This is a genomic window from Sphingomonas sp. PAMC 26605, assembly GCF_000241485.1.
Classification (GTDB): Bacteria; Pseudomonadota; Alphaproteobacteria; order Sphingomonadales; family Sphingomonadaceae; genus Sphingomonas.
Genome location: NZ_JH584243.1, coordinates 178,695 through 201,042, shown reverse-complemented (window position 1 = coordinate 201,042; position 22,348 = coordinate 178,695). Strand labels below are relative to the sequence as shown.

Here is a 22,348-nt window from a genome sequence, read left to right as displayed (position 1 = left end):
AGCAGAGCGGCATACACGAGGAGGAGAATGAGGATCGCCAAGGCGAGGCGCGGAATTGGTACGGAGCGCAGCCGCTAGAAGGCACGATGCCGGTTGCCCACGTTAGTGAGCCCAGCAACTGGCTATCCTTCAGCACGCACCCCATCCAGCTCAACGTGATCGGAAACAGGCTGATCGCGATTATGGCGAGGGCAGGGACGCGGGCGACCTCCAACCGCAAAGCTGCGAACAGCATGGCGACGCCCATCCAGGGCAGGCCGAGCTGAAGCGCGAGAAGCGGTCCCGATCCGTCGAGGCCGATTGCACGTGCGGCCACACACACCATGCCATGATCGCCGGGTGCCAATCGTGGAGGCTCCCGCTCACCGCTTAGCTATATTGCGCCCACCCGTCGTATGTGACCACGCCGGGCCACAGGATCGCGATCAGCACCACGGCGATGGTCAACGGAAGGCCGAGCGCAAGCACCTGCAACCGATCGCTTCGGAGGCGCTCCGCCGGCTTTGGAGGCTGCCGAGTCATTGGAGTGGCTATCAAAATCCGTTTGACCCCAAGCAAGGCAGTCCGCAACGATCGTATCAATGGAAGGGTTTGACGATGCCGATCTTGATCGTCGCGTTCGCCGGCAGCGCGGCCTGGCTGCCCGGCTTGTACGTGGGCAGCTTCTGGAGGTCCTCGGGGTCCACGTCCATCAGCGCGACATGCTCGCCGAGCAGCGCGACATCGCCGACCGATACGAGAACGAGGCGCGTCCCGATTCCGAAGCGGGCAAGGGCGCCGCCGATCTCGACGACGAGCTGCGCGTCCCCATCGGGCCCCTTGACCACGCCGTCGACCCAACCGAGGATATGCTGACTTTCTTCAGGTGCGAGCAGCCTGCGACCGGGAAGGTCGCCGACCCGCACGGACTGGGCGAAGCGATTCTCCGCCCGCGGGTCCCTCGGCTTTTCCTTAGCATCGTCTTCCGCCTGCATAGCCGCAGGCACGGGTTCGAGCGCGGTGCCGAGCGCCAGGCTCGAAACAAGCAGCGCGGCCATCAGCAAAGTCGAATGTCGATGCATGCAAGCCTCCGGACCACGCCCATTCATCGTTGGCGGTTGAGTCGCAAATGGTCAAAGAGACTAACCCGTCAGGAGCCATCTCAGTCCTATCGCATGGGGTTCGCTGCGTCGCCCGCATTGCCACGGCTTCGTCGACATCTTAGCTCGGAAGTCCTGGAAGCATCCTTAATCGGAAAATCGCCATGACCGTCAACGCGGCGAGCACTGCTCCCTCCGATCAGGACTTCGTTACTCATCCGGCGCCGGCCCGAAAGGCCAAGCGTCTGCATCCCTGGCCGGTTCGCGTGATGCACTGGCTGAACGCGATCGCCATCATTATCATGATCGGCTCGGGGTGGGGTATCTACAATGACTCTGTGATCTTTCATTTCATCCACTTCCCCGCCTGGATGAAGATCGGAACCTGGGCCGGGAAGAGCCTGCAGTGGCATTTCGCTTTCATGTGGCTCCTTGTTATCAATGGCGCCTTCTATCTGTCGTATGGCTTGCTCACGGGCCGCTTTCGCGAGCGGTTCTTCCCGATCCGCATCGCCGGGCTGATAGGCACCGTGCGAGACACCCTGAAGCTTAAGCTGGCGCATGAAGACCTTACGATCTACAATCCGGTGCAGAAGTTGCTGTACCTCGTCGTGATCACGGCCGCGTGTTCGCAAGTCCTGACGGGACTGGCTATCTGGAAGCCCGTTCAATTCCAGTTTCTCACCGCGCTGTTCGGCGGCTTCCAAGGCGCTCGGCTTGTACATTTTCTCGGAATGGCGGTCATCGTGGGGTTCTTGATTGTGCATGTTGCCCTGTCGTTCGCGGTTCCCACGACGTTGCTCGCCATGTTCACAGGTGGGCCACGCGTTGGTACCAAGGAGGATCGGTCGTGATCAGATCGCGTCATCGTCCAAGAGTTCTGCCCGAGGCGGGCATTCTCGATAATCACCAGCCGCTCGTGCGTGAAATCGAGCGGCGAGGATTTCTCCGTGGCGGTCTTTCGCTCGGAGCGCTTACGCTACTCACCGGCTGCGATGTCGCGGACGATTCGTCGGTCGGAAAAGCACTACTTGCGATGTCGAGGTTCAATGATCGCGTGCAGGGGGCCTTATTCGATCCCAACAAGCTCGCGCCGACCTATTCCCCGGTCGACGTGCTGCGACCGCCCCGCTTCAACGCCTCGTACGACATCGAGGACGTCAAGCCCGTCGACGGAGCCAGCTGGAAACTCGAGCTGTCTGGCCTTATCCACGACAAGCGTCCCTGGACGCGCCAACAGATCGAAGCGCTGCCTAAGCGAGATATGATCATCCGGCACATCTGTGTCGAGGGCTGGGACTATATTGGACAATGGTCGGGCGTGCCGATGCGGACTTTCCTAGAACGGATCGGTGCAGATTTTCGCGCCAAATACGTCGCGTTCAAGACCGCCGATAATTACCCCAGCAGCATCGACATGGCGACCGCGCTGCATCCACAGACGCTGTTGGCGACGACCTATGGTGGAGAGACGTTAGACGATCCGTTCGGCTACCCTTTGCGCCTGCGCACCTCCACCAAGCTGGGCTTCAAGAACCCCAAGTGGATCACCGCGCTAGAAGTCACCAACACATATAGCGGCGGCTTCTGGGAGAACCAAGGCGACCCGTGGTTCTCGGGACTCTAGCCGGTTTTCGACAGCGCTTTGACTATAACGCGGATGATCGCGAGCGACTCGGCGGCTCCGTTATGTTCGCCCTTTTCGAAGTCTCCCGTGACGCAACCGAGTTGATTTGTGACGTGGGCTAGGCAGAGCACGCGGCAGCCGCGCGCGGCCGCGAATGCGTAGAGCGCGGCTGCTTCCATCTCGACGACGATCGCGCCTTCTTGGCGGCGCGATGCGATCGACGCGGCCGTCTCCCGAAAGGGCGCGTCCGTCGTCCAGCTCATTCCCGCAAACACCTTGAGACCGGCCACAGCGATGGCCTTTTTCGCGGTGTCCAGAAGTGCTGGTTCGCTAACTGCGAGGGGGGACGCCGGCAAATAATGATAGCTGGTCCCTTCATCGCGCAACGCCGCGTCAATCAGGACGTGATAGGGAGGCGGTCCGCGCTCGGCGATCTGACCCGCCGAGCTGACGCTGATCAACAGCGAGCAGCCGCACGCGAAGAGTTGCTCCGCGACGAGCACCGAGAAGGATGCTCCGACCGCGCTGCCGACGATGCCGAACTGCTGACCGTCCTGCTCCCACTCCCACATCTCGGTATGGTAGCAAGCCCAGCCGGCCGAGCGGCGCGCGTTCAGCGACGTGCGAACGTATCGGACGATGTCGCCGTCCGGGTCGAGGATGCACGTTGCCGGTGCGGACGTCGGAGCCAGTCCTTTCTGACGGCGCGCCTCGCGCAGCATGTTCTCCGGGCGGAAGACCGAGGGAGCGCCGAAGTCGCTGCGGGCCAAGAGTAAAACCACTGGGTGTCCTTCTGCCTCGCGGGCGCCGGCTCGGCGGGTCTCCTTCTCGGGAAACGCGATAATCGGGGTTGTCGACATTAACTCGATCCCATTGACGAGGCGTTTGGCTTGGGCGCAAGGGCGAGTCGCAGGAACGTAGTCACGATGCGGCTGCCCGCGCGGATGCTACCGAGGAGGGAACCGGCCACTTTCGACGCGCCGCCTAGGCGGACGCGATTGTCGACGGGTTGCTCGAGCGTGCGAAGACCAAACCGCGCGGCGCGCATCTGCATTTCCAGATTCCAACCGTAGGTCAACTCGCGCATGCCGAGCGCGAGCAGATGATTGCGTGAGATCGCTCGAAACGCGCACATGTCAGTGTAGCGAACTCCATAAAGGACGCCCGTTCCCAACCCGATCAAAAAACCGGCGAGGCGCTGGTGCGGCCCGAGGCTGCCGCGCGCGGAACGACCGCGAACCCTCGATCCGATCACAAAGTCGTGCGTGCCGGAGGCGATGGGCTGAACTAGGCAGGTGATCGCGCTCGGGTCGTCGGCACCATCGCCATCCATGAACACCAAAATCGCGTTTGGCAAAGCCGTTTCGGCGGCGCTCAGGCAGGCGCGGCCGTAACCGCGTCCGGTTTCGATCACAGTCGCACCCGCCCCTCGTGCGATCTCGACCGTTCCATCACGGCTGCCGCCGTCGGCGACAATCACATGCGAGACCAAATTGGCCGGAATTTCGGCAAGGACCTGAGCTATACTCTCCGCTTCGTTCAACGTCGGTATGATTAGCACCACTGGGGGCGTGTGTTGCGGGTGGGGGGGGTGCGTCACGGATCAGAGGCTCCAGCGCATACCGCAACTCGCGCAGGCAGTGGGCGGTGCTATGGAAAGGAGCGCCTCTCGGAAGTCCTGATAGGGGACGCCGTTCCAGATTTCGCGTAGTGTCGATTGAGTGGCGTCGCCCAGCGTGTAGTTTTCGTAGCCGCGCTGTGAGAAGGGCGCGATGCAACAAGGTAGGGCCCGGCCGTTCGCCGTGACATACATCACGGTCCACGGGCGACGACATAACGACCAAGGGGAGTTGTCATCCGCTCGGCGGAGACTCATCCCGGGCTCCGACGCAGCGCCCGAGGCCCCGAACGTGATTCCGTAGGACGCCGCGATTTGCTCGGCCTGCGCTATCGCATCGGCTTCCTCGCCAGAGAGCTTCTCATAAAGCGCTTGATCCGGTGTGGCCCTGCCGATCGCGTCGTCTTCGAAGAACACCAAGCGCTGAAGGTAGACTTCCTCGACGCCGATGTCGGCTGCGACCCGGACAAACTCAGGCAACTCCCTGATCGTTTCTTTCAAGCCGGTCAACCAAGCGGAAACGCGCGGCTTTTCGTGCCCCTCCCGCTTTTGCAGCGTGCGAAAGTTGCGCACATTTTTGAGGATGCGGTCGAAATAGTTCTTGCCGCGGATAGCGTGGTAGCTTGCCGCGTTCGAGGCGTCGAGCGAGACACGAAGTTCGTCGAGACCGGCCTCGATCATGGCGCGGCCGCTCTTTTCGGTCAGCACCGTGCCATTGGTGTTGAACAGGACATAGACGCCGCGATCCTTGAGGTAGCGCACCATCTGGCCGAGGTTCTTAACAAGCATCGGTTCGCCTACACCGTGCAACACGGCGCGCTGCAGATCGGGCAATTGATCGACGATCGAGGTGAATAGTTCCCAGCTCATATCCGCCGGCGGCTCGAGCTCGACATAGGTTCGTGGGCACGTCGTGCACAGGAGATTGCAGCGGTTCGTCGTCTCTAGGTAGAGACAGGTCGGAGACCGCTCGTTTCTCGCAGTCGGCGCAACTGGCGCCGCCTGATGATAGCGGCGTGGATCCTCGATGATTTCGCTAGACGGCAAAGCTGACATTTCGACGTCGCTCCAAGATTCGGACGACGCCGCGCCATGCGACCTCGCCTATGAGTAAAAGGGCAAAAGGTAGGTAAACGGCGATCATGTAGATCGGGTCATCCGGGGCGTGCGCCTGCCAATATAGCAGTGGCGCCGCGCAGGTTAGATATAGGACCGACCAACTGCGGACGAAACACAACAGCGGCAGCGTCCAGGTAAAATACCAAGGCAGGTGCGGCGACATGAAGACCGTAAAGGCGGTCAGCAGAAACAAGGTTCCGCCCAGATCGACCTTGCCGGGAACGCGTCGCCATACGGTAGCTACGGCGCCGACCGCCAGCACAGCCAAGGCTATGGCCAGATATGCCGGCCGGGCCCAGCTGGGCAAATCGATTTGCTGGTCCAGCAGCCCGATGACGAAGAATCCCGTCCCGTCGTCAATCGCTTCCTCATGAGCATAGCCGGACAGGAAACCGAACACCTTGTAACCTACAGAAAGAAACGGCAGGTAAAGGCCGACCGCCACGACGAGGGCTGTCAGCGGCGCCCGCCAGTCCCATCGACAGTAGAGTGCAGGCGCCATGACAATTGGGAAGAATTTGGTCAGCGTCGCCGCGGCGAGCAGGGCGCCGCTAGCGGCTCGCCGTCCCTGATCGGCGAGCATAATCGCCGCCATCATAAGCGCGATCGCCGCCGCATCGATATGGCCGCTTCCCGCGAACTCGTAGAGCGCGAGCGGGGACCAAGCATAAAGCAAGACTCGGGTTGAGGGTAGCCCGCGGCGTTTCAGAAGGTATAGGATGGAGGCTGCAGTGAGGCCTTCGAAGAGGACCATAACCAGCTTCATCGCGACGACGCCGCCACGGCCCAGCCCGACCGTACGGAAGATGACCTGAGCGGCGGGGGGGTAAATGGTCGGCGCGTAGTCGGCGCGGTTAATGTTCGGATAGACCGCGTTGTCACGCAGCGACGCAAGCGCAGGGTCGGCCGGGATGTAGCGGTAAGGGTTGATGCCCGCCGCTTGCACGCGACCGTCCCACACATAGCGATAGACGTCCGATGAGTCGGGAGGCCACGGCAAGAGGCAGGCGCGCATCACAGCGGCGCTGACGATGATGATCCACGTTGCGCGACGTAGGGTCACATCGCTCTGGGACTCTTCGAACTTGATGACGAACCACGCTGAGAGCGTGAAAGGAAAGGCGGTCGCGATCATGATCCCAACCACCTTTGGTTCCGAATTGAAGAGCAGACCCCATGCGCCCAATCCCGCCAGCGCGATCAACAGCGAAGCGGACCCCGCGACGATCCCGAGAAAAACCTTTCCACTCATTCGTCGACCAACGCCACCGGGGCCGCCGGGCTGAAGCTTGCTTCCTGGTAGGGCGGCTGCGACATCTCCCCGCGGGAGTCGAGGGTAGCAAGGAAGGCGACGGTAGCCGGCGCTGAAAAACCAGCTTCGGCACTTGCCTCGCAGCGCCCTGAAATCTGTGACCTCAAGGTGTGCAGAGTCGCTTCGTCGTCGACATCGAACCAGGGATCGAGCTCGACAAGGTCCAAACCGATGTCGTCGATCCGCGCCCTGGTCTGCTGCGCGACGACTTCCGTGCTCCACGAAATTGTCTCGAAAGGCTCTGACCTCGGCGCTTTCAGACCGAGAAGATAGTAACCGCCATCCATCGAAGGCCCGAGGACGGCGCGGTCGCCGGGTTTCGCCAAGTGATGGGCGGCTTCGATCAGGCGAGCCGTTGGTAGCGTCGGGCTATCAGAATTGAGGACGCATGCGGCGCCATAGCCGAGGGCGAAGAGCGTCCGCATGGTTTCGAACAGGCAGACGCCAAAATCCCTATGCCAGACCTCGATCAAACCGACCTCCGCGCCAAAGCGTTTCTCGAAGAAGGGTGCGGCACCGATCGGACCGAAGGCCATGAAGGTGTCGATGGGTGCCGCCAAGCTCGCGACGTGGAGGTTTGCGGCTACGTCGACGAGAAAAGCGCTGTTGAGCGCCGCGGCATCGACCGGCGTCAGGGGCGGCGACAGGCGCGTTTTGACCAATCCGGGGGCGGACGCTTTGGCCATCACGGCAATCGCGCAGCGGTGCGCTCGGTCGGCCGATTGGACGGATCTGATCAGGGTTGTCGCGAAGCGAGGGGCTTCCGATCGTTCTTTTTCCATATCGCCTCCAAACACAGCGCGTCAGCGGGAAGGACGTCCCGCTCCAGGTCGGTCCTAGACGGCGGACACCATTGATTTTCGCGTCATGCCCGACCTAGGTTACATTTATTGCGCTGCGGCAAGCGAGATCCGGTCGTCATCTAGCCACTCGAACCATCTCAAGGTCCGCCGCGAGACTGACGAGCGCTTTGCCTAAGGAATCCGCTTTCGTGTCATATGGCCCTTGCCTTGCCGCGCAGTTCGACTGTTTGATCGGACTCGGTTAAATGAGGAGTCATCCCCGCCAGCGCCGATATTCCGTCGGGGTCACGCCGTGGCAACGCCGAAAAGCGCGCGACATCTCGCGCGTCGTGCGAAAACCACCTTGGAGGGTGGCGATCTCGATGTTATCTCCGCGCTCGAGAGCATCGCGGACCCGGGTTACGCGATGCTGCTCTAGATAGCGGCCAGGGCTTACACCCGTCGAGATTTTAAATGCGCGGAAGAAGTGCGACCGGCTCGCGCCGATCAACGTCGTGAGTGCATCGCAGCCAATATCCTCCAGGTAATGCTCGTGAATGAATTCGGTCACCCGTCTCAGCTTCCACACTGGCAATCCGCCAGTCGAGCCTGTGGCGGCTTTCGCCGACTCGCGACCTAGCGACGACCGGGTGCGCAGCAGCGCTACGACGAACGCGGTGAATACGCAGTCACGATACAGCCGGGTCTCATCGGAGCTTTCGTCGAGGTGCACCAATTCCTCGGCCAGTCGGGCCACTAGAGGTTGTTCGAAACCAACAGTGTCGTTGAGGTCATATTGCCCTCTCGGCCGATCGAATTCGCTGAGCGAAATCTCGTCTAGCCGCTTCGGCGCGAGTACAAGATGTACATAGTTGATAGGACCTTCCGTCAACCAGCTGTTCTCCTGCCAACGCGGCATGATCGTCAGGGACGCATCGCCGACATCGTGGAACGTCTGGCGGGTTGCAAAGGTGCGGCGGACGCGCTTTGCTCCACCGAGGTGGAGACAGACGACATCGTCGAGCAGCGGCGGCTGTAGCAACTCTGGCGGCGTCTCGCGGAATCGCACGGCGCGATAGTCGCATTCGTCTTCGATGTACGCCTTTGTCACGGCGCCGAAGGACGCGTGCCAAGAACGGGCAGTCTTCATTTTCGAATTCGTCATCGCGGTACCGATATGTAGGATCCCCTGAGCATCGTGCGACGGCCGGGTTCAGCCTTGGCGTCGGGCAGCGCTGCCACTTCGATTTGCAGTATTGGCAGCGGGCGCATAAAATAAATTATCTGGGTCTTCGATATTATAGTCCGGTGTTCGACGGCGGCCGCCCCGAGGTTACATCCTGTCACAGACGGCTTTGTTGCAAAACTGACGTTGGGGATTCACGTAGGGAATCGAGCGGGATAGATGGGCGTGATGCCCAAACCTGCCGCACCTGTGTATCGCACGACGAACTGGCCTGAGTATAATGAAGCGCTGAAGCGGCGTGGGTCGCTGGAAATATGGTTTGATCCAGAGATGTATTGGCTATCGGTGCCTTGTGGTCGTCCTGGTCGCCCGATGCGGTTTTCAGACAGCGCGATCGAGCTGTGCCTGACGCTGAAGACGCTGTTCAACCTGCCTTTGCGGCAAGTGACTGGGTTGGTTGCGAGCCTGATCAAAATGGCGGGACTGGATTGGCCGGTGCCGGATTATACGACGCTGTGCCGCCGGCAGAAGACGTTGAAGGTCTACCTTGGCGGGCGGGCCAGCTCGGGCGGACTGCACATGCTGGTCGACAGCACCGGGATCAAAATGACGGGAGAAGGCGAGTGGAAGACGCGCAAACATGGCGCGTCCTACCGTCGCCAGTGGCGCAAAGTGCATCTTGGGATTGATGCTGGAACGCTGGATATCCGGGCCATTGAGGTCACGACGAATGCCATTGGCGACGCACCGACGCTGCCCGTTCTCCTGGCGCAAATTCCCGGAGACGAGCGGATACTCAGCGTCGGCGGAGATGGCGCTTATGATACCAGGGACTGCCATGCCGCTATTGCCGGGCGCGGTGCGGATGCGGTCATCCCGGTCCGCCGCAACGGGCAACCGTGGATCAAGGATGGCCCCGGCGTCGATGCACGCAATGAAGCGCTACGCGCTACAAAGCGGCTTGGTCGCGCCATCTGGAAGAAGTGGAGCGGCTATCATCGTCGCAGTCTGGCCGAGACCAAAATGCACTGCTTCAAACTCCTGGGTCAACGCGTTGTCGCCCGCACCTTCGATCGTCAGATTACCGAGCTCAAAGTCCGTGCTGCAATCCTCAATCGGTTCTCTGAAATAGGAACACCGGTGACCGTCCGCCTCTTATAACATCTCCAAGTAAAAGCGCGGTTATCCTCTCGCGACGTTATGCAACAAAGCCACGCAAATGCATGTTGTAAACGAGGCGGCAGGGGCTCGCCCGGCGATCCTATTAGTGGTTGAGGATGAAATGCTCATCCGGATGTTGGTCGCTGATGTCCTGCGAGATGCGGGCTATGAAGCTATCGAAGCCATCAGCGGCGATGAAGCGATCGACATTCTTAGGGCGGGGGTGGCTGTCGATCTCGTTCTGAGCGACGTGCGCATGCCAGGCTCGACCGATGGGTTGGCCCTGTTGGCATTTGTTCGGCAAAATCTTGCCGAGCTGCCCGTCATCCTTACCTCGGGTCATCTTTCGCCCGAAATTGCGCTCGCTGAGGGTGCCGTGAAGTTTCTGGCAAAACCGTATCAGATACTGGATGCGCTTGCCGTCGTGGAACAGGAAGTCTCAAAACTCAAATGAGCGCTTCGACCGAGTCTTCCAGCATTACACCGGCCATATTGATCGTCGACTCCGATATCATTTCACGGCACGTAATCGCCGACTACCTCCGGCATTGCGGTTATGCCGTCGTGGAAGCATCCACGACCGAAGAAGCTATCACGGCTTTGAGGGAGGCTTCGCTGGGTATCGACGTAATTCTGTGTGATGTCGGTGCGGTCGGCTCCCAGCCGGCCTTTGGGCTGGCACATTGGGTTCGGAGCCATCAGCCCCAATTGGAGGTTCGTCTCGCTGGAAGTCTTGAGGGGGTTGCAAATACCGCTGCAGATCTTTGCGAAAGCGGACCCCATCTGAACAAGCCTTATGAGCCAGAGGCAGTGGTCGACTACGTCAAGCGACTGCGCGCAGCGCGGAACCGCGCCAAAGAACCGTCATAAGGTATCGGCGCTCAAACACATACAGCACCGAGAAGCTTCCGAACCACGTTTGCTGGCGGACCAACAATTTCGCGTGGGCTGAAGCCTGTCGTGTTTTGGTCGGCCGCCTTCCGGTCGGGCACTGCCACGACCCAGAATCAGTCGTTCAGAAGCCGTCGAGCCGTTCTCACCTTCTGCCGTTTGTTTAGGTGCAGGCGACCCTCTCCATTTCTATGCTGACGATGCTGACGATGCTGACGTGCACGCCCTCCGCTCCGGCAGTTGCCTCCGCGCCTCACCCGACCTGACGGAATGTCAGATGCACGGTGCTGATCGGGCCTTCCGGCCAATAGTCCTCCATTTCAGGCTTGCGGGGGCCGCCTGCGGCGCTCAGCCCTGTGGGCACCGAGAGATAAGAGGCCATGTCGGCGACCCGCCCGACGACATTTGGGTTCTTCCGAAGGATCGTATCGTCGCTCATGACGATCGGCAGCGCCCCCGTCACCCGCAGTAGCTCCTCGACGGTCGCTGACCAATCGTCCGTGCCATGAGACTCGGCCATGCGCCCGGTCATCGATAGACCAGCCGCCATGCGAGCGAGCCATGTGCCAAGAGCGAGCGGGGCAGCCAAGTCGTCGGGCGAAGCTGGTATCCAGAAGGCCCAGTGCCGGGGCGTGCCATCGACCTCGACTCCGCCGTACTCCGCGGTAAAGTCTGGATCGCCGACCTGCGGCGCGGTTCTAATGTCGCGGGGACCGGGCGCGTAAATCGGATCAACGAAACTGAAGGCAGGCAGGTCGAGCAGCAACTCGTGCTGGGTCCAATCGCTTCCCGACAGCTTGATTTCCCCACCCTTGAGTCGTTTGGCCTGAACCAGCGCCGCCCGGCGATCCTGGATCACGCCGCCATAGTCCTGATGGTCGACGACGATCAGCAGATCGGCAAGTTCGCAGCGGCCGGTGCCACGCGTGTACCGCGTCGGCGTGAACGTTACATGCGGCCGCGAATGTGTGAAGATCGCCGACAACTCGATCCGCAACGACCATCGTCGCAGCAGCGGTTCCCACGCATGGGCGATCTCGTCGAAACCGTCCAATACCAGCTTCCGCACAGCGCTGACCTCGCCCGTCGGGCGAGGAGACCGTGGTCCTTCCTTTTCGAGCGTCCGGTTAATCGCCTGCTCCGCGACATTCGCGAGCGCTCTTATGTGGTGTGTCTCTAAGGGTAGCATCGATGGTCCGCCTCGTTACTGCGGCGTCATCCGGTACGTCGCTAGGAGGCTGATAACGCGTTTTGTCAGTCGGCACGATTACCACCTTCGCTGACGCGCTCGGCAAGCCACGATGATGCCTTTCGCGAAGGAAGGTCATCGACCCAGAAGCGGTCGCTCGCGATACGATAGTCGCTTCCAAGAAGCAGACGCTTGTTCATGTCTGCATGACACTCATTGCCGCCTCGCGAAATTAGGGCGTCATCAATCTCCGCGAGGTAGAAGGACGCCGAGTTTCCTGCGGAGAATCAAATGCCTGCTTTTTCTCGATCGTTTGCCACGGATATTCTTGGGCAATGGGACGTAGGCAAGAGCGGAAACGCGGTACGCGCGCTGTTCGATCGGTGGGCCTTACCGGGGCAGACTAGCGAAACGCCGTTACGACTGGGCCTGCGCGATGGCTATCTGAATTTTTACATCAAGGGCCAGTCGATTGCCAAGCTGTCCTGCACTCGCGACGGTCCGAAGCTCTCGGTCCACAGGGCCTATGCCTTTGGGCGCAAGCGAGAGGGAAGCGAAGACAGGTCTGTCCCAATCGAAGGGTATCAAAGCTATGATTCCACGGCGCTGGCTGCCCCCCAGACCGCCGCGCTCATACCGGGATGGATAGAAACGGCGGAGACTTACGCATCTGCCGAAAAACGCTTCGTCGATGACCTGATCGCAGCAAATCCCGGTGTGATCGACCTTGAGATGGGCCTGCCCGCAAGCGACCTTGCCGGTAGCGATCGTGTAGCCCCACGCATGGATCTCGTGCTTGTGCAGGTAGGAGCCGACGGATCGCCTGCAATTGTTTTCTGGGAAGCGAAATGCGCCAACAACCCGGAGGTGCGCGCGAGCGGTGAAACGGCGGCAAAGGTGGTTGAACAGTTGGCGAAATATGAGCGCTGGATGGATGAAGATCGGATCGCTCAGGTGCAGCGGGCCTATTGCGCGGCCGCCATGACGATGTTGGACTTGTACAAGCTATACCGTTCGGTCGAGAGCGAGGCGCCGCGATGCTTAGAAATCTGGCGGACGCTAGCAAATGCTCCGGCACCCGTGATCATCACGCAACCTGGACTGGTCATTGGAAACTACTGGCCAGCGGGTCATACCGAGGCCGTCGCAAGCGGACGGATGCGGCAAAGTGCGGCCAGCTTCGCCAGGAACGGCCACGGGGCAAAACTCGAGAGCGAAGGAATCACCGTATATCAAGTCGGGCCTGACCATGCCGTTCCGGCGCTTCCACTCCTCAAGGGAGCCGCGATAGCGGTATGACGCTGACGCTGACAGTCCATCGAGGCACACAGTCGATCGGCGGGTCTTGCATCGAACTTTCCCGCTCGAATGGCGAGCGCCTGATCTTGGATGCCGGGCGCCCGCTCGATGCTCCACGCGAGGCGACTGGCCTTCTTCCCGCGACGCTGGATATTGGCCGCCCCGCCACCGTGGTATTCAGTCATGCGCATATGGATCATTGGGGGCTGATCGACGAGATCCATCCAGGCTGGCCGATCTGGGCCGGCGAAAAGTCGGCCGAGTTGATGCGACTATCCAGCGAGCTGTTCGGCGGCCGCATCACGCGTCAGATCAACACATGGCATTCGCGTTCGGGACCATTCCAGATCGGAGGCTTCACGGTTACGCCGTACCTCACAGATCACTCGGCACCCGATGCATACATGCTGCTAATCGAGGCAGACGAGAGGCGCATTCTATATAGCGGCGATTTTCGTGCACACGGTCGCAAGGCGAGCCTGGTCGAGGCCATGATAACCTCCCCGCCCGGGGACATCGACGTGCTGATCATGGAAGGTACAAATCTCGGCACCGACAAGCCGGTGATCAGCGAAGCCGAGCTCGAAGCGTTGTTTGTGGCGCTAGCCCGACAAACGCCACGCCATATCTTCGTCCAGTGGTCGGCCCAGAACATCGATCGAACGGTTACGCTATTTCGCGCCGCCCGGCGCACGGGCCGCAAGCTCGTGGTCGATCTCTATGGGGCCGACGTGCTCAGGCGCTTGTCCGACGGAACACGGCTTCCGGTTCCGGGTGCCTGCTTCCCGGAATTGCAGGTAGTCATCACCCCCGGCGGCAAGCGCCTCTACGCACGGCAGAACCGCGAGGCGTTCGTGACTGAAATGGCGACCAGCGCTTTTGGAACGTCACGATCTCGCCTGGCCCGTGATCCGGCTATCATCATGCTGCGCGATTCGATGCTGCGCGATTTCGATCGTGGCGGTCTGGGCTTCACCGCCGACGATGCATATGCCTTTTCAAACTGGAGCGGCTACTTGGATCCCTCGGATCCGAAGTCCGGATGGTTCCAAGCTCAACAGGCCGGTGCAAGGACAACGAAGCTACACACCTCCGGGCACGCCAGTCCGGCCGACTTGGCCCGCTTCGCGGCCGCGATCGCACCACAAGCGCTTGTGCCGGTGCACGGCCTCTCGTGGGACGCGCCCAATATCCCCCTACCAACGGTCCGTCGACTTGCGGATGGACAAGCTTGGGAGATACCTTAGATCGGTGCCGACCGCTGGTTCCGACCGGATCGCGCTTGTCATCCAAGTCGTAGTCGCGTCTGATCCAATAGGCGACACTCGCGAGCCCATCGCGGCTCCCCGGAAGCGGACATCCGTTAATGTGGCCAATGCGCGTTCAACGACTCGTGCCTATAGTCGAGCGGAATGGCGAGAAGTGGGAAATACCCGCCATCCCCGAACACGGCCACGGCGTGTTTTGGATGAAGCCGACATAACCAACCTTTCGCGTGCGCCATCGATCTTTTCTGAAGTCGGATCTATTTTAGCAATCCAAGCAAGCCATTGCTGCAAGGCCCCGCGACTGCCACTATAGTTCGTCCAACGCGGAGGCGGATATCACACATGACTTTGTTCTGCCCGCTATGCTTTTCCAATAAGGGGCTGAAGCGCCGCCTAGAGGAGGTCCGGAAGGAATACGACGAGGGAAAGTGTGACCGGCACCCGCGTCGGAAGGGCATCCCGATCGAGGCGGTCGCGGCGATCGTCGACGAGGTCTTCCGGAACAACTACGAGTTCGGGGAAGCCGATCCGATCTTTAGCAACGACCCGGAGGAACCCGAGGTCTGGTTTGAAAGGAAGGGTGATCGATTGATCGACGTCGTCGAGCATCTTACAGGCGCCGAGGACGAGGACATCGCCCTCGCGGTAACCAATCAGCTGATCGCCGACGACTCCTACTGGCCTAGCGACGGCGAAGAGCCGTTCTACGATGACGAGTTTCGCTACGAGCGCACCCAGCATGGCGACGGCGGCAACGAGCGGCTTTGGCAGCGGTTCTGTACCGCGGTCGTCCACGAGCGCCGCTTCTTCAACGATGACGCCCGGGACGCTCTGCGCGCGATCTTCAAGGACATCCACCTGCAAAGGGACACCGCCCGCGTTTCCCCGGTATACCTAATAGATCCCGCCAACACACCGACCATAATCTTCAGGGCCCGCATCGTTTCGGAAGAAGAACTCAGAAAGATCGTCGCAGATCCGGTCGCTAGGATGGGAGCGGCACCACAGCGCATCGGTCACGCGAACCGGATGAACCCGTCGGGGGTTACCGCCTTCTACGGCTCGTTTGACCTGCCAACTTGCCTGTCTGAGCTCCGCCCTAAGGTGGGCGACTTGGTAGTTGCAGCGCAGTTCACCATTCGCCGACCGCTGTGTGTGCTGGACACGACCCGCTTCATCAAGCCGCCCCAGGAGCTTAACCTGTTTGCACAGGATCACATCCGGCGCCTCTCGCAGTGGCGTTTCATGCAGACGTTCATGGCGACCATTGCTCGGCCGATTTCGCCCGATGACGAGCATTTGGATTATGTGCCGACGCAAGCTGTCGCAGAGTATTTGAATAGCGAGCACTTGGTTTGGATGGGCAAGGAGAAACGCCATATAGACGCGATTATATACACTTCCGCGCAACGCCCTGCCGGCAAAAACATTGTCTTCCTAGGCCACGCCGCCATAACCGAGCCAGTTGATCCTCCGACAGCCAAACGTGGCGTTGCCACCGCGCCAAGCTTCGATCTCTCGATCCTGACGCGGCCGCTCCTGCCAGCGTCCGGATTGGACATGCTGCCGGGTTCCCTTTGGCCGGTGACGGTCACTCAGGCCGACTTCGGCCATGAGACCGAACAGTTGTATGCGTCCTCGTCGCCGAATTTCTGAGCGAACCTCGGATGCGCGATGCTAATTGGCTGAGTAGAGTCACAGAGTGGCGCGGTATCATGCGGCGCGCCTGTGGGGCTGACCAGACTATCCGTTTCCACTGCTTCGATCAACGATCGCCCCATCGCGGAAAGCGAGCGCAAGTTCCGCTGGCCGATCGGCCGTGGTCCGGACGATCATCCCTCACTGAGCGACCTCGACCTCAGTACGCGAAGCGTATCGGCCAGCTTGGGGATTGTCTCAGAGACCGGATGCATGATCCCGCCATGCGGCGGACCCAGACCCCATTCGGCAAAGGGTACCGTCATGATCAGCGCCTGGAGCAGTTCCGTATGATGCTGGAGAAGGTCCTTGGAGAGCGACCGGGTCAAGCCATCGGCGACGATCATCGCCTGCGAGCCGTAAAAGGCGAAGATCGCCAGGATGGTATCGGGCATGTGCTCGCGCGGCACCGCGCCGAGCGATTCCAGCAGCTCGGGGAAAGCGGCGACCTTTGCGGGGACCGCCTCGAGCATCGCCTGGCGTGCCGGTCGCCGCCGCCAAAGGACAGGCGTTCGAACACGATGTCATGCCCGCTTTTCTTGGGTGCGATCCGTTTCTTATGCTTTCGTGAGGCCGGCATCGCGTGACGATAGCAAATTGCGGGCATGCAGGGTCTGCTAAGATCGAACCGGCTCTTCTTTTCGTCTTTTCAGCTATCGACTTTCAGACAGCCATCTCGCCTAATTGCCTCTGCCGCTCTTTTTTTTCGAGAACTTTGCATGTCACGATCCACGACCCCAAAGAAGCGGCTTTCCTCGCTCGACGACAGGTTCGCGTTCATTGGCGACGCCGTCGCGCCGGCCGACCGGGCAGCACTGACGTCGGCGATCTTCGAGGTCGAGGATCGAAACAGCGGAACAGAGCGCACCCTCAAACTGTGGCGCAAGACCGGAACGAGCGTCGACGAGGACCTGCGCCAGCTCTGGCGGCACGAGATGCGCCAAGTGCAGCGCATCATGTCCTATGCCGGCGCACCCAACGTCATCGTCGATGTCCTCGAGTTCGTGGAGGACACAGACGATTTCGGCGTCGTGCTGGAACGGGCCGGCCATCCCCTTTCGGCCCGCATCAGGCGTGTGGCGCGCCCGCATTGGTTGCGCAATCTCGGCATGATGCGCAGCCGCACGCTGTTTTGGCGCAATATACGCAGGATCGTCGACGCGCTCGGCATCGTCCATGCGCAAGGCCTCGTCCACGGGCGTCTCGATGCCGACGCGATCATGACCGAAGGCGCCGACGAGCCGGATTTTCGGCTCAGCGGCTTCGAGTGGAGCTTGTGGATCAGCGTCGATGCGGCGCGTGCGTCGGCGACGCTCGGCGCGGAAGGCACCGCCATCCGTGCGACCAGCTACTCCTTCGAGGGCGACTGGGCGGCGCTCGGACGCCTGATCGCCGATCTCCTGAAGGTCGAGCTGCTGCCGTCCGGCGACTTCAGGATGGCCGACGATACGGAGACGGTGGGTGCGCTCGAGGTCTCGGAAGCCGTCCTGCTGCGGCAGCTGATCATGCCGGCCAGGATGGACAAGCTGGATGCGGAGTCGATTGCAAACAGCATCGAAGGGTTGCTCGCCAGTCTCGGCCGGTCGGGCGCCACCCGCGCCGGAACATTCCTGTTGATGTTCGCCCTCAAGTCCGGCCTGGGTGGTGCCGTTTTCGACGCGAGCGAGGGCGCGATCGCGGTCGACGACTATGAGCAGCAGCAGGACTGGGTACGGGCCGATCTGGAGAGCGGCGTCACGCTCCTTGTCCCAAAGGACTTCACGCCAGGGGGATCGCTTCGCCTGATCTCCAACACGATGGAATATCGCCTGAGCGCGCTTCTCGACGAGGACGGCGCGACCTGGGACATCGCCGTGTGCCAGGAGATCAAGCCGCGCCTGGATATCTTCAGCGCGCGCGATGCCGATGAACATGAACTGGTCCAGCCGATCCAGCTGGTCGGCAGCCGGCGGGATGCGCTGGCGGCAAAAAGCGGTCTCGGGCCGGACGTGCTGGACTGGAGCGGTTTTGCACGAATGGCGGACCAGGCCGGCCCCGTCGACGATGTCGTCAGGGTGCGCCGCGCGTTGCTGCTGGTGCAGACGGTCGAAGCGGTCACGAAGGCGCTGGAGATATATCCGCTTCAAGTCTTGCGGACCTCGGTCGAGGATGGCCGTCGCACCGTGCTGGTCCGCGCCGAGCCTGGCAGCGACCGCGATCGTACGGCGAAACGGCTCGGCCTCACCGAATCAGCGGCGGCCCTTCACCGGCTGTTCGAGGAAGACCACCGCGACGCGGATTCGAAATGGGTGATCAGCCAGTCGGCCGGCATGGGTGCGCCGCGCCACGCCGATGTGAGCGCGACGTTCATCGAGAGCGCCGACCGACGCGGGCTGCGCGGCTATCGCTTCGAGGTCGATGACGAGCTTCCCGCAGGACGGCTCTTCCTGCGCCAGGCGCGCGATGCCGGATCCGAACATGTCATCGAACGCCGCCTGCGCAACATCAAGGAACTGGCCAACCGCACGGATCTCGCCGCGATGATGTCCGACCCGTGGCGCGTCCGTCGCTCCAGCCGCGAGGTCGCCTGCCCCGACGGACCCGATGCCGCGTTCGACGATCTCGACAAGCCAAAACAGGAAGCGCTCACCGCGCTCTGGTCGACGCTGCCGAGCTTTTACGTGGTGGGACCGCCAGGCGTCGGCAAGACCAGGCTCGCAACCGAGGTCATCAGGCGGCGGTTCAGCGCCGATCCCTATACGCGGATGCTGGTGACCGCGCACGGGCATGATGCGCTGGATCATCTCCAGAGCCAGATCAAGAAGACGCTGGGCGAATGCGAGCTCGGTGATATCATGATGGTGCGCTCCTCGGCCTCGGAGAACCGGCCGAAGAGCGACGAGGAACTCAACCGCGCGACGCGCGATGCCCTGGGCCAGCTTGCCGGCAGCAGCCTTGCCGGCACCTTGCCCTCGTCCATTCGCGATCGCATCACCGAATTGCGCGACGCCGCCGATCGGGCCGTGACGGCCAGGTCGAGCATCACGGAGGAAGACCGATCCGGCCTCGGCGCGCTGTCGCGTCTTCTGCTCGACGCGGCGAACATCGTCATCTCCACCGCGAACTCGCCGGACGTCGAGCAGCTCGTCCAGGAGCGTGAACAGTTCGACTGGGTGGTGGTAGAGGAGGCGGCCAGGGCGACGGGCCCCGAACTGGTCGGTGCGCTCATGCTTTCGGGGCGGCGCCTGCTGATCGGCGATCATCATCAGCTGCCGCCGTTCGAGGCGGACCGGACGGTCAAGATCCTCGCCGATCACGGTCTGGTCGGCGAAGCGCTTGCGGTCGCCGATGAGCTGGTCGGATCGCTGATGCGCGACGGCGAGCTCGACGAGTTGCGGCGGGTGGCGGGCGATGCGGCGGGACTTCGCGAAACCGCCGATCTGGCGTTACGCCTGTTCCAGCCGTTCCGGACGTTCGTCGAGGACGACGAGCGCAAGTCGGATGCCAACATCGGCCATCGGCGCATCTCGGCCACGCTGACCGAGCAGCGCCGCATGGATCCGGCGATCGCGCGGATCGTGTCGCGGGCCTTTTATGACGGCAAGCTCGAGACCGAGCAGGGACGGGCCGCGGCCGCGGAAGACCCGTCATATTCCCCGCTCATGCACGTCGGGACTCTGCCTCGCTCCCCTGTGGTGGTGGTGAACTTCCCGCATCTCAGCGAGACGGGAAAGCGGACCTCTCCCGAAAACGCCCGCCCGCGCTATAACAACACAGGCGAGGTCGAGGCGGTGATCGAGATCCTGCGCAATCTGCGCCCGCGCGAAGGTGGGCGCAGCCCCAGCCTTGCCATCCTCTCGCCGTACAAGGCCCAGGTCGCAAGGATCGCCGAACGGCTCGGCGCGGAGCGTCATCGCAGTCTTGCCCATCTCGACGGGTTCGTCGCGGTGAAGGCGGACGGCAAGTTCACCGGCACGGTCGACGCCTTTCAGGGAAATGAGGCGGACGTGGTCATCCTGTCGCTGGTCAGGAACAATCCGCGGACCGGGGTTGGGGCGCTTGGCTTCCTGCGCGACCGGCGCCGCATGAACGTCGCGCTCAGTCGCGCCAGGTCGCAACTGTTCATTGTCGGCAGCCTGCGTTTTCTGGCCGAGGCGGTTCGCGGGATCGACCCCGATGGCGGGCGACAGGAACTGGCGTTCCTCACAGCCATGGCTGACGTCATCGCGGAACTGACCACGGAACGACGCGGGGAATTGCCGCTCGCTCGGATCATTTCGCCGACCCAGCTCGGGATCACGCTGTGACTATCCTCATCGCCATCCCGGTCTACCGCCTGTCCTGCACGGTAAGCATCGAGCGCGGCCGCCTGTGGAGCGTGGTCGACGAGGCGCTGCTCTGGGCGATCAGCCGGGTCCCGACGTCGATCAGCGAGTTGGCGACGATGGCGAGCCTGCCCCACCAGCTGGTCATCGCCTCGGTCGCGCGCCTGATGCGTTTCCGCCTTGTCGAAATCGAAACCTCGGGGTCGGGCATCGCCTTCAGGGCGAGCCAGCTCGGGACCCAGTTGCTCACCAACGGCGAGGCCCTACCCTTCTTCCCCAAGCGCTATCCCAAGCGGACCAGCTTCGTCGTCGAGCGCGCGACCGGTGACGTCTTCGCCTCGGCCACCGTCCAGCTGATGTCCCGCAAGAAACTCGACCGCGAAAAGCAGTCGGGAAGACCGATCCTGAGCGTCATCGTCCAGGACGGTGAGCCGCCCATGACGCATGAGGCGAACCTCAACCGCCTGTCCGATATCGCCACCAGGCGCTGGGACGAGCGCGTCGCGACCATCGACGCGCGCACTGCGGCGTTGCACGATCATGAATTCATGATCGTGAGGGTAATTGACGGCGTCGCCCAGGACCTGCCCGAGAATGCGGGGGAGGATCTTCGTTCGCTCGTCGCCGCGGTGGCTGCGCACCCGCTTGCCGAACAGCAGATACGGGTGAACTATGCGGGTCCGCGCGATACCGCCAGTCTCGAGCCGCAGGAACATGCCTGCACCTTCGAGCCGGACGATATCATCATCGGCGGATCGGCCCAGCGGACCTGCCTGGAGACCCTATTCGCGCAGGCCCATAGCCGCATCGTCCTTCATTCGACCTTTCTCGACGCCCAGCGCTTCGCGACGCTGGCCCCGATGATCCAGGCGGCCTGCCGGCGCGGCGTTCGGCTGGACCTGCTCTGGGGTGCGGAGAAGGACGAGCGGACCGAGGCGAAGAATGCGCTGGAGGCATCGAAGATCGCTGCTTTTGCGCGCGCCGACCGGGATCTCAGGGGCCGCGTCTTCCTGCACATGAACTCGACCGGGTCTCACGCCAAGCTGATCCTGCTCGACACAGTCTCGGGCGACTGGCTTGCCAGCGTCGGGTCGTGCAACTGGCTGTTTTCGCCATTCCGGGCGGTCGAGCTGTCGGTCGTCCTGCGCCACCAAGGCGCGGTCGCCGACGTCGCGCTCGCCCTGCAGAGGCTGGTCGGAAGGCGCGGCCTGGCGGACGATCTCGCCAATGAGATGGCGATCGTCGGGCGCGATCTGCGTCGGCGGCGCAGTGTCGGCGGGAGCGACCGAGTGTCGCTCCTGTTTGGTGAAGCCCATGACCGGGAGATTCGCCTGGCCAGCCATGAGGCGAAGCGACGTTTCGTCGTCGGCAGCAACAAGCTCGGCTCGACCTCGCGGCCCGGAGCGCTGATGCAGGGAGAGGCGGCAGCCCAGCGAACCGGCGTCCAGGCAATAATATTGTTCACTGACACCACGGGGCCGCTCAAGAACCGCCATGCGCGCGACATGATGGAGGAAGCGCGCGGAAACGGGGTGCTGCTCGCCCGGACCAAGGAGATCCCGCTCCACGGGAAGTTCCTCGCTTGGGATGACGACGATGTCGTCGTGACCAGCCTGAACTGGGCCTCCGCCTCGGCCGATCCCGACGTGCCGTGGAACGAGATCGGGGTCCGGGTACATGCGCCGGGCGTGGCGTCGCAGGTGGTCGGCCGGCTGGAAGCGATCTTCCCGATGCTCGCGAGCGCCCTCCCGCAGCCACAGGATGGATACAAAGGCACCCTTCCGCCGGCTCAGGACAAGCCGGCGGCGTGAACGT

General features: G+C 62.1%; 20 protein-coding genes and 1 pseudogene. 10 read left to right on the top strand and 11 right to left on the bottom strand.

The annotated features are described in order from the left end of the window. A pseudogene (locus tag RH90_RS24475) lies at positions 1-346 on the bottom strand (hypothetical protein); the annotation flags it as partial. Between the two features lie 232 nt (positions 347-578). Beyond that, positions 579-1,043, bottom strand: coding sequence for a hypothetical protein (locus tag RH90_RS20375; RefSeq protein WP_157134771.1), 465 nt, complete (start codon positions 1,041-1,043; stop codon positions 579-581). 200 nt (positions 1,044-1,243) lie between these two features. Here RH90_RS20375 and RH90_RS20370 point away from each other — a divergent pair, with 200 nt between their 5' ends. Both RH90_RS20370 and RH90_RS20365 read left to right on the top strand, forming a co-directional pair. Next, positions 1,244-1,933 carry a cytochrome b/b6 domain-containing protein gene (locus RH90_RS20370; protein WP_010188636.1) on the top strand — a complete coding sequence of 230 codons (690 nt, stop codon included), beginning with the start codon at positions 1,244-1,246 and terminating at the stop codon, positions 1,931-1,933. Further along, positions 1,930-2,706 carry a molybdopterin-dependent oxidoreductase gene (locus tag RH90_RS20365; protein WP_232280452.1) on the top strand — a complete coding sequence of 259 codons (777 nt, stop codon included), beginning with the start codon at positions 1,930-1,932 and terminating at the stop codon, positions 2,704-2,706. Before RH90_RS20370 ends, RH90_RS20365 begins: the two co-directional genes overlap by 4 nt. On the opposite strand, the gene RH90_RS20360 is transcribed toward RH90_RS20365, so the two are convergent. From RH90_RS20360 to RH90_RS20335, 6 genes are all read right to left on the bottom strand, one after another. After that, a complete protein-coding gene (locus RH90_RS20360) occupies positions 2,703-3,566 on the bottom strand; it encodes a nucleoside phosphorylase (protein WP_081477052.1) in 864 nt (287 codons plus the stop codon). The two genes, RH90_RS20365 and RH90_RS20360, sit on opposite strands and share 4 nt — an antisense overlap. Further along, entirely contained in the window at positions 3,566-4,267 is a 702-nt protein-coding gene (locus tag RH90_RS20355) for a glycosyltransferase family 2 protein (RefSeq protein ID WP_269724317.1), read from the bottom strand. Before RH90_RS20355 ends, RH90_RS20360 begins: the two co-directional genes overlap by 1 nt. A 42-nt stretch (positions 4,268-4,309) precedes the next feature. Next, positions 4,310-5,380 (bottom strand): radical SAM/SPASM domain-containing protein, encoded by a 1,071-nt coding sequence (locus RH90_RS20350; RefSeq protein WP_037493889.1) that lies wholly within the window; start codon positions 5,378-5,380, stop codon positions 4,310-4,312. Continuing rightward, complete coding sequence (locus tag RH90_RS20345; RefSeq protein ID WP_010188625.1) at positions 5,361-6,695, bottom strand: glycosyltransferase 87 family protein; 1,335 nt, start codon at positions 6,693-6,695, stop codon at positions 5,361-5,363. Before RH90_RS20345 ends, RH90_RS20350 begins: the two co-directional genes overlap by 20 nt. Continuing rightward, entirely contained in the window at positions 6,692-7,537 is an 846-nt protein-coding gene (locus RH90_RS20340) for a TIGR04282 family arsenosugar biosynthesis glycosyltransferase (protein WP_010188623.1), read from the bottom strand. Before RH90_RS20340 ends, RH90_RS20345 begins: the two co-directional genes overlap by 4 nt. 274 nt (positions 7,538-7,811) lie before the next feature. Further along, positions 7,812-8,687: a helix-turn-helix domain-containing protein gene (locus RH90_RS20335; RefSeq protein ID WP_029625536.1), complete on the bottom strand. Its 876-nt coding sequence runs from the start codon at positions 8,685-8,687 to the stop codon at positions 7,812-7,814. Positions 8,688-8,951: 264 nt separating this feature from the next. Here RH90_RS20335 and RH90_RS20330 point away from each other — a divergent pair, with 264 nt between their 5' ends. The 3 genes from RH90_RS20330 to RH90_RS22950 are packed head-to-tail and all read left to right on the top strand — an operon-like array spanning position 8,952 to position 10,754. Continuing rightward, positions 8,952-9,884, top strand: coding sequence for an IS5 family transposase (locus tag RH90_RS20330; RefSeq protein WP_029625535.1), 933 nt, complete (start codon positions 8,952-8,954; stop codon positions 9,882-9,884). 58 nt (positions 9,885-9,942) lie between these two features. After that, the gene (locus RH90_RS20325; RefSeq protein ID WP_010188616.1) at positions 9,943-10,338 is read left to right on the top strand and encodes a response regulator; all 396 of its coding nucleotides are present in this window, start codon (positions 9,943-9,945) and stop codon (positions 10,336-10,338) included. Beyond that, positions 10,335-10,754, top strand: a complete 420-nt coding sequence (locus tag RH90_RS22950; RefSeq protein ID WP_010188614.1) for a response regulator — start codon at positions 10,335-10,337, stop codon at positions 10,752-10,754. Before RH90_RS20325 ends, RH90_RS22950 begins: the two co-directional genes overlap by 4 nt. A gap of 274 nt (positions 10,755-11,028) precedes the next feature. Here RH90_RS22950 and RH90_RS20315 read toward each other — a convergent pair whose 3' ends face one another. Both RH90_RS20315 and RH90_RS24660 read right to left on the bottom strand, forming a co-directional pair. Next, positions 11,029-11,829, bottom strand: a complete 801-nt coding sequence (locus RH90_RS20315) for a hypothetical protein (RefSeq protein ID WP_010188612.1) — start codon at positions 11,827-11,829, stop codon at positions 11,029-11,031. Between the two features lie 200 nt (positions 11,830-12,029). Beyond that, positions 12,030-12,164, bottom strand: coding sequence for a hypothetical protein (locus tag RH90_RS24660; RefSeq protein ID WP_269724316.1), 135 nt, complete (start codon positions 12,162-12,164; stop codon positions 12,030-12,032). A 91-nt stretch (positions 12,165-12,255) separates the two neighbouring features. Between RH90_RS24660 and RH90_RS20310 the strand changes: the two genes are divergently transcribed. The 3 genes from RH90_RS20310 to RH90_RS20300 all read left to right on the top strand — a co-directional run bounded on the left by RH90_RS20310 (position 12,256) and on the right by RH90_RS20300 (position 16,187). After that, a complete protein-coding gene (locus RH90_RS20310) occupies positions 12,256-13,263 on the top strand; it encodes a hypothetical protein (RefSeq protein WP_010188611.1) in 1,008 nt (335 codons plus the stop codon). After that, entirely contained in the window at positions 13,260-14,510 is a 1,251-nt protein-coding gene (locus tag RH90_RS20305; RefSeq protein WP_010188608.1) for an MBL fold metallo-hydrolase, read from the top strand. The genes RH90_RS20310 and RH90_RS20305 overlap by 4 nt, the downstream gene beginning before the upstream one ends. 363 nt (positions 14,511-14,873) lie before the next feature. Continuing rightward, on the top strand, positions 14,874-16,187 hold the full coding sequence (locus RH90_RS20300) for an RES domain-containing protein (RefSeq protein ID WP_010188607.1): 1,314 nt from the start codon (positions 14,874-14,876) through the stop codon (positions 16,185-16,187). A gap of 176 nt (positions 16,188-16,363) precedes the next feature. On the opposite strand, the gene RH90_RS24110 is transcribed toward RH90_RS20300, so the two are convergent. Beyond that, on the bottom strand, positions 16,364-16,702 hold the full coding sequence (locus RH90_RS24110) for a hypothetical protein (protein WP_010188605.1): 339 nt from the start codon (positions 16,700-16,702) through the stop codon (positions 16,364-16,366). Between the two features lie 246 nt (positions 16,703-16,948). Here RH90_RS24110 and RH90_RS20290 point away from each other — a divergent pair, with 246 nt between their 5' ends. Both RH90_RS20290 and RH90_RS20285 read left to right on the top strand, forming a co-directional pair. Next, positions 16,949-20,515: an AAA domain-containing protein gene (locus tag RH90_RS20290; protein WP_010188603.1), complete on the top strand. Its 3,567-nt coding sequence runs from the start codon at positions 16,949-16,951 to the stop codon at positions 20,513-20,515. After that, positions 20,512-22,344 (top strand): phospholipase D-like domain-containing protein, encoded by a 1,833-nt coding sequence (locus RH90_RS20285; RefSeq protein WP_010188601.1) that lies wholly within the window; start codon positions 20,512-20,514, stop codon positions 22,342-22,344. Before RH90_RS20290 ends, RH90_RS20285 begins: the two co-directional genes overlap by 4 nt. The last annotated feature ends 4 nt before the right edge of the window (positions 22,345-22,348 follow it).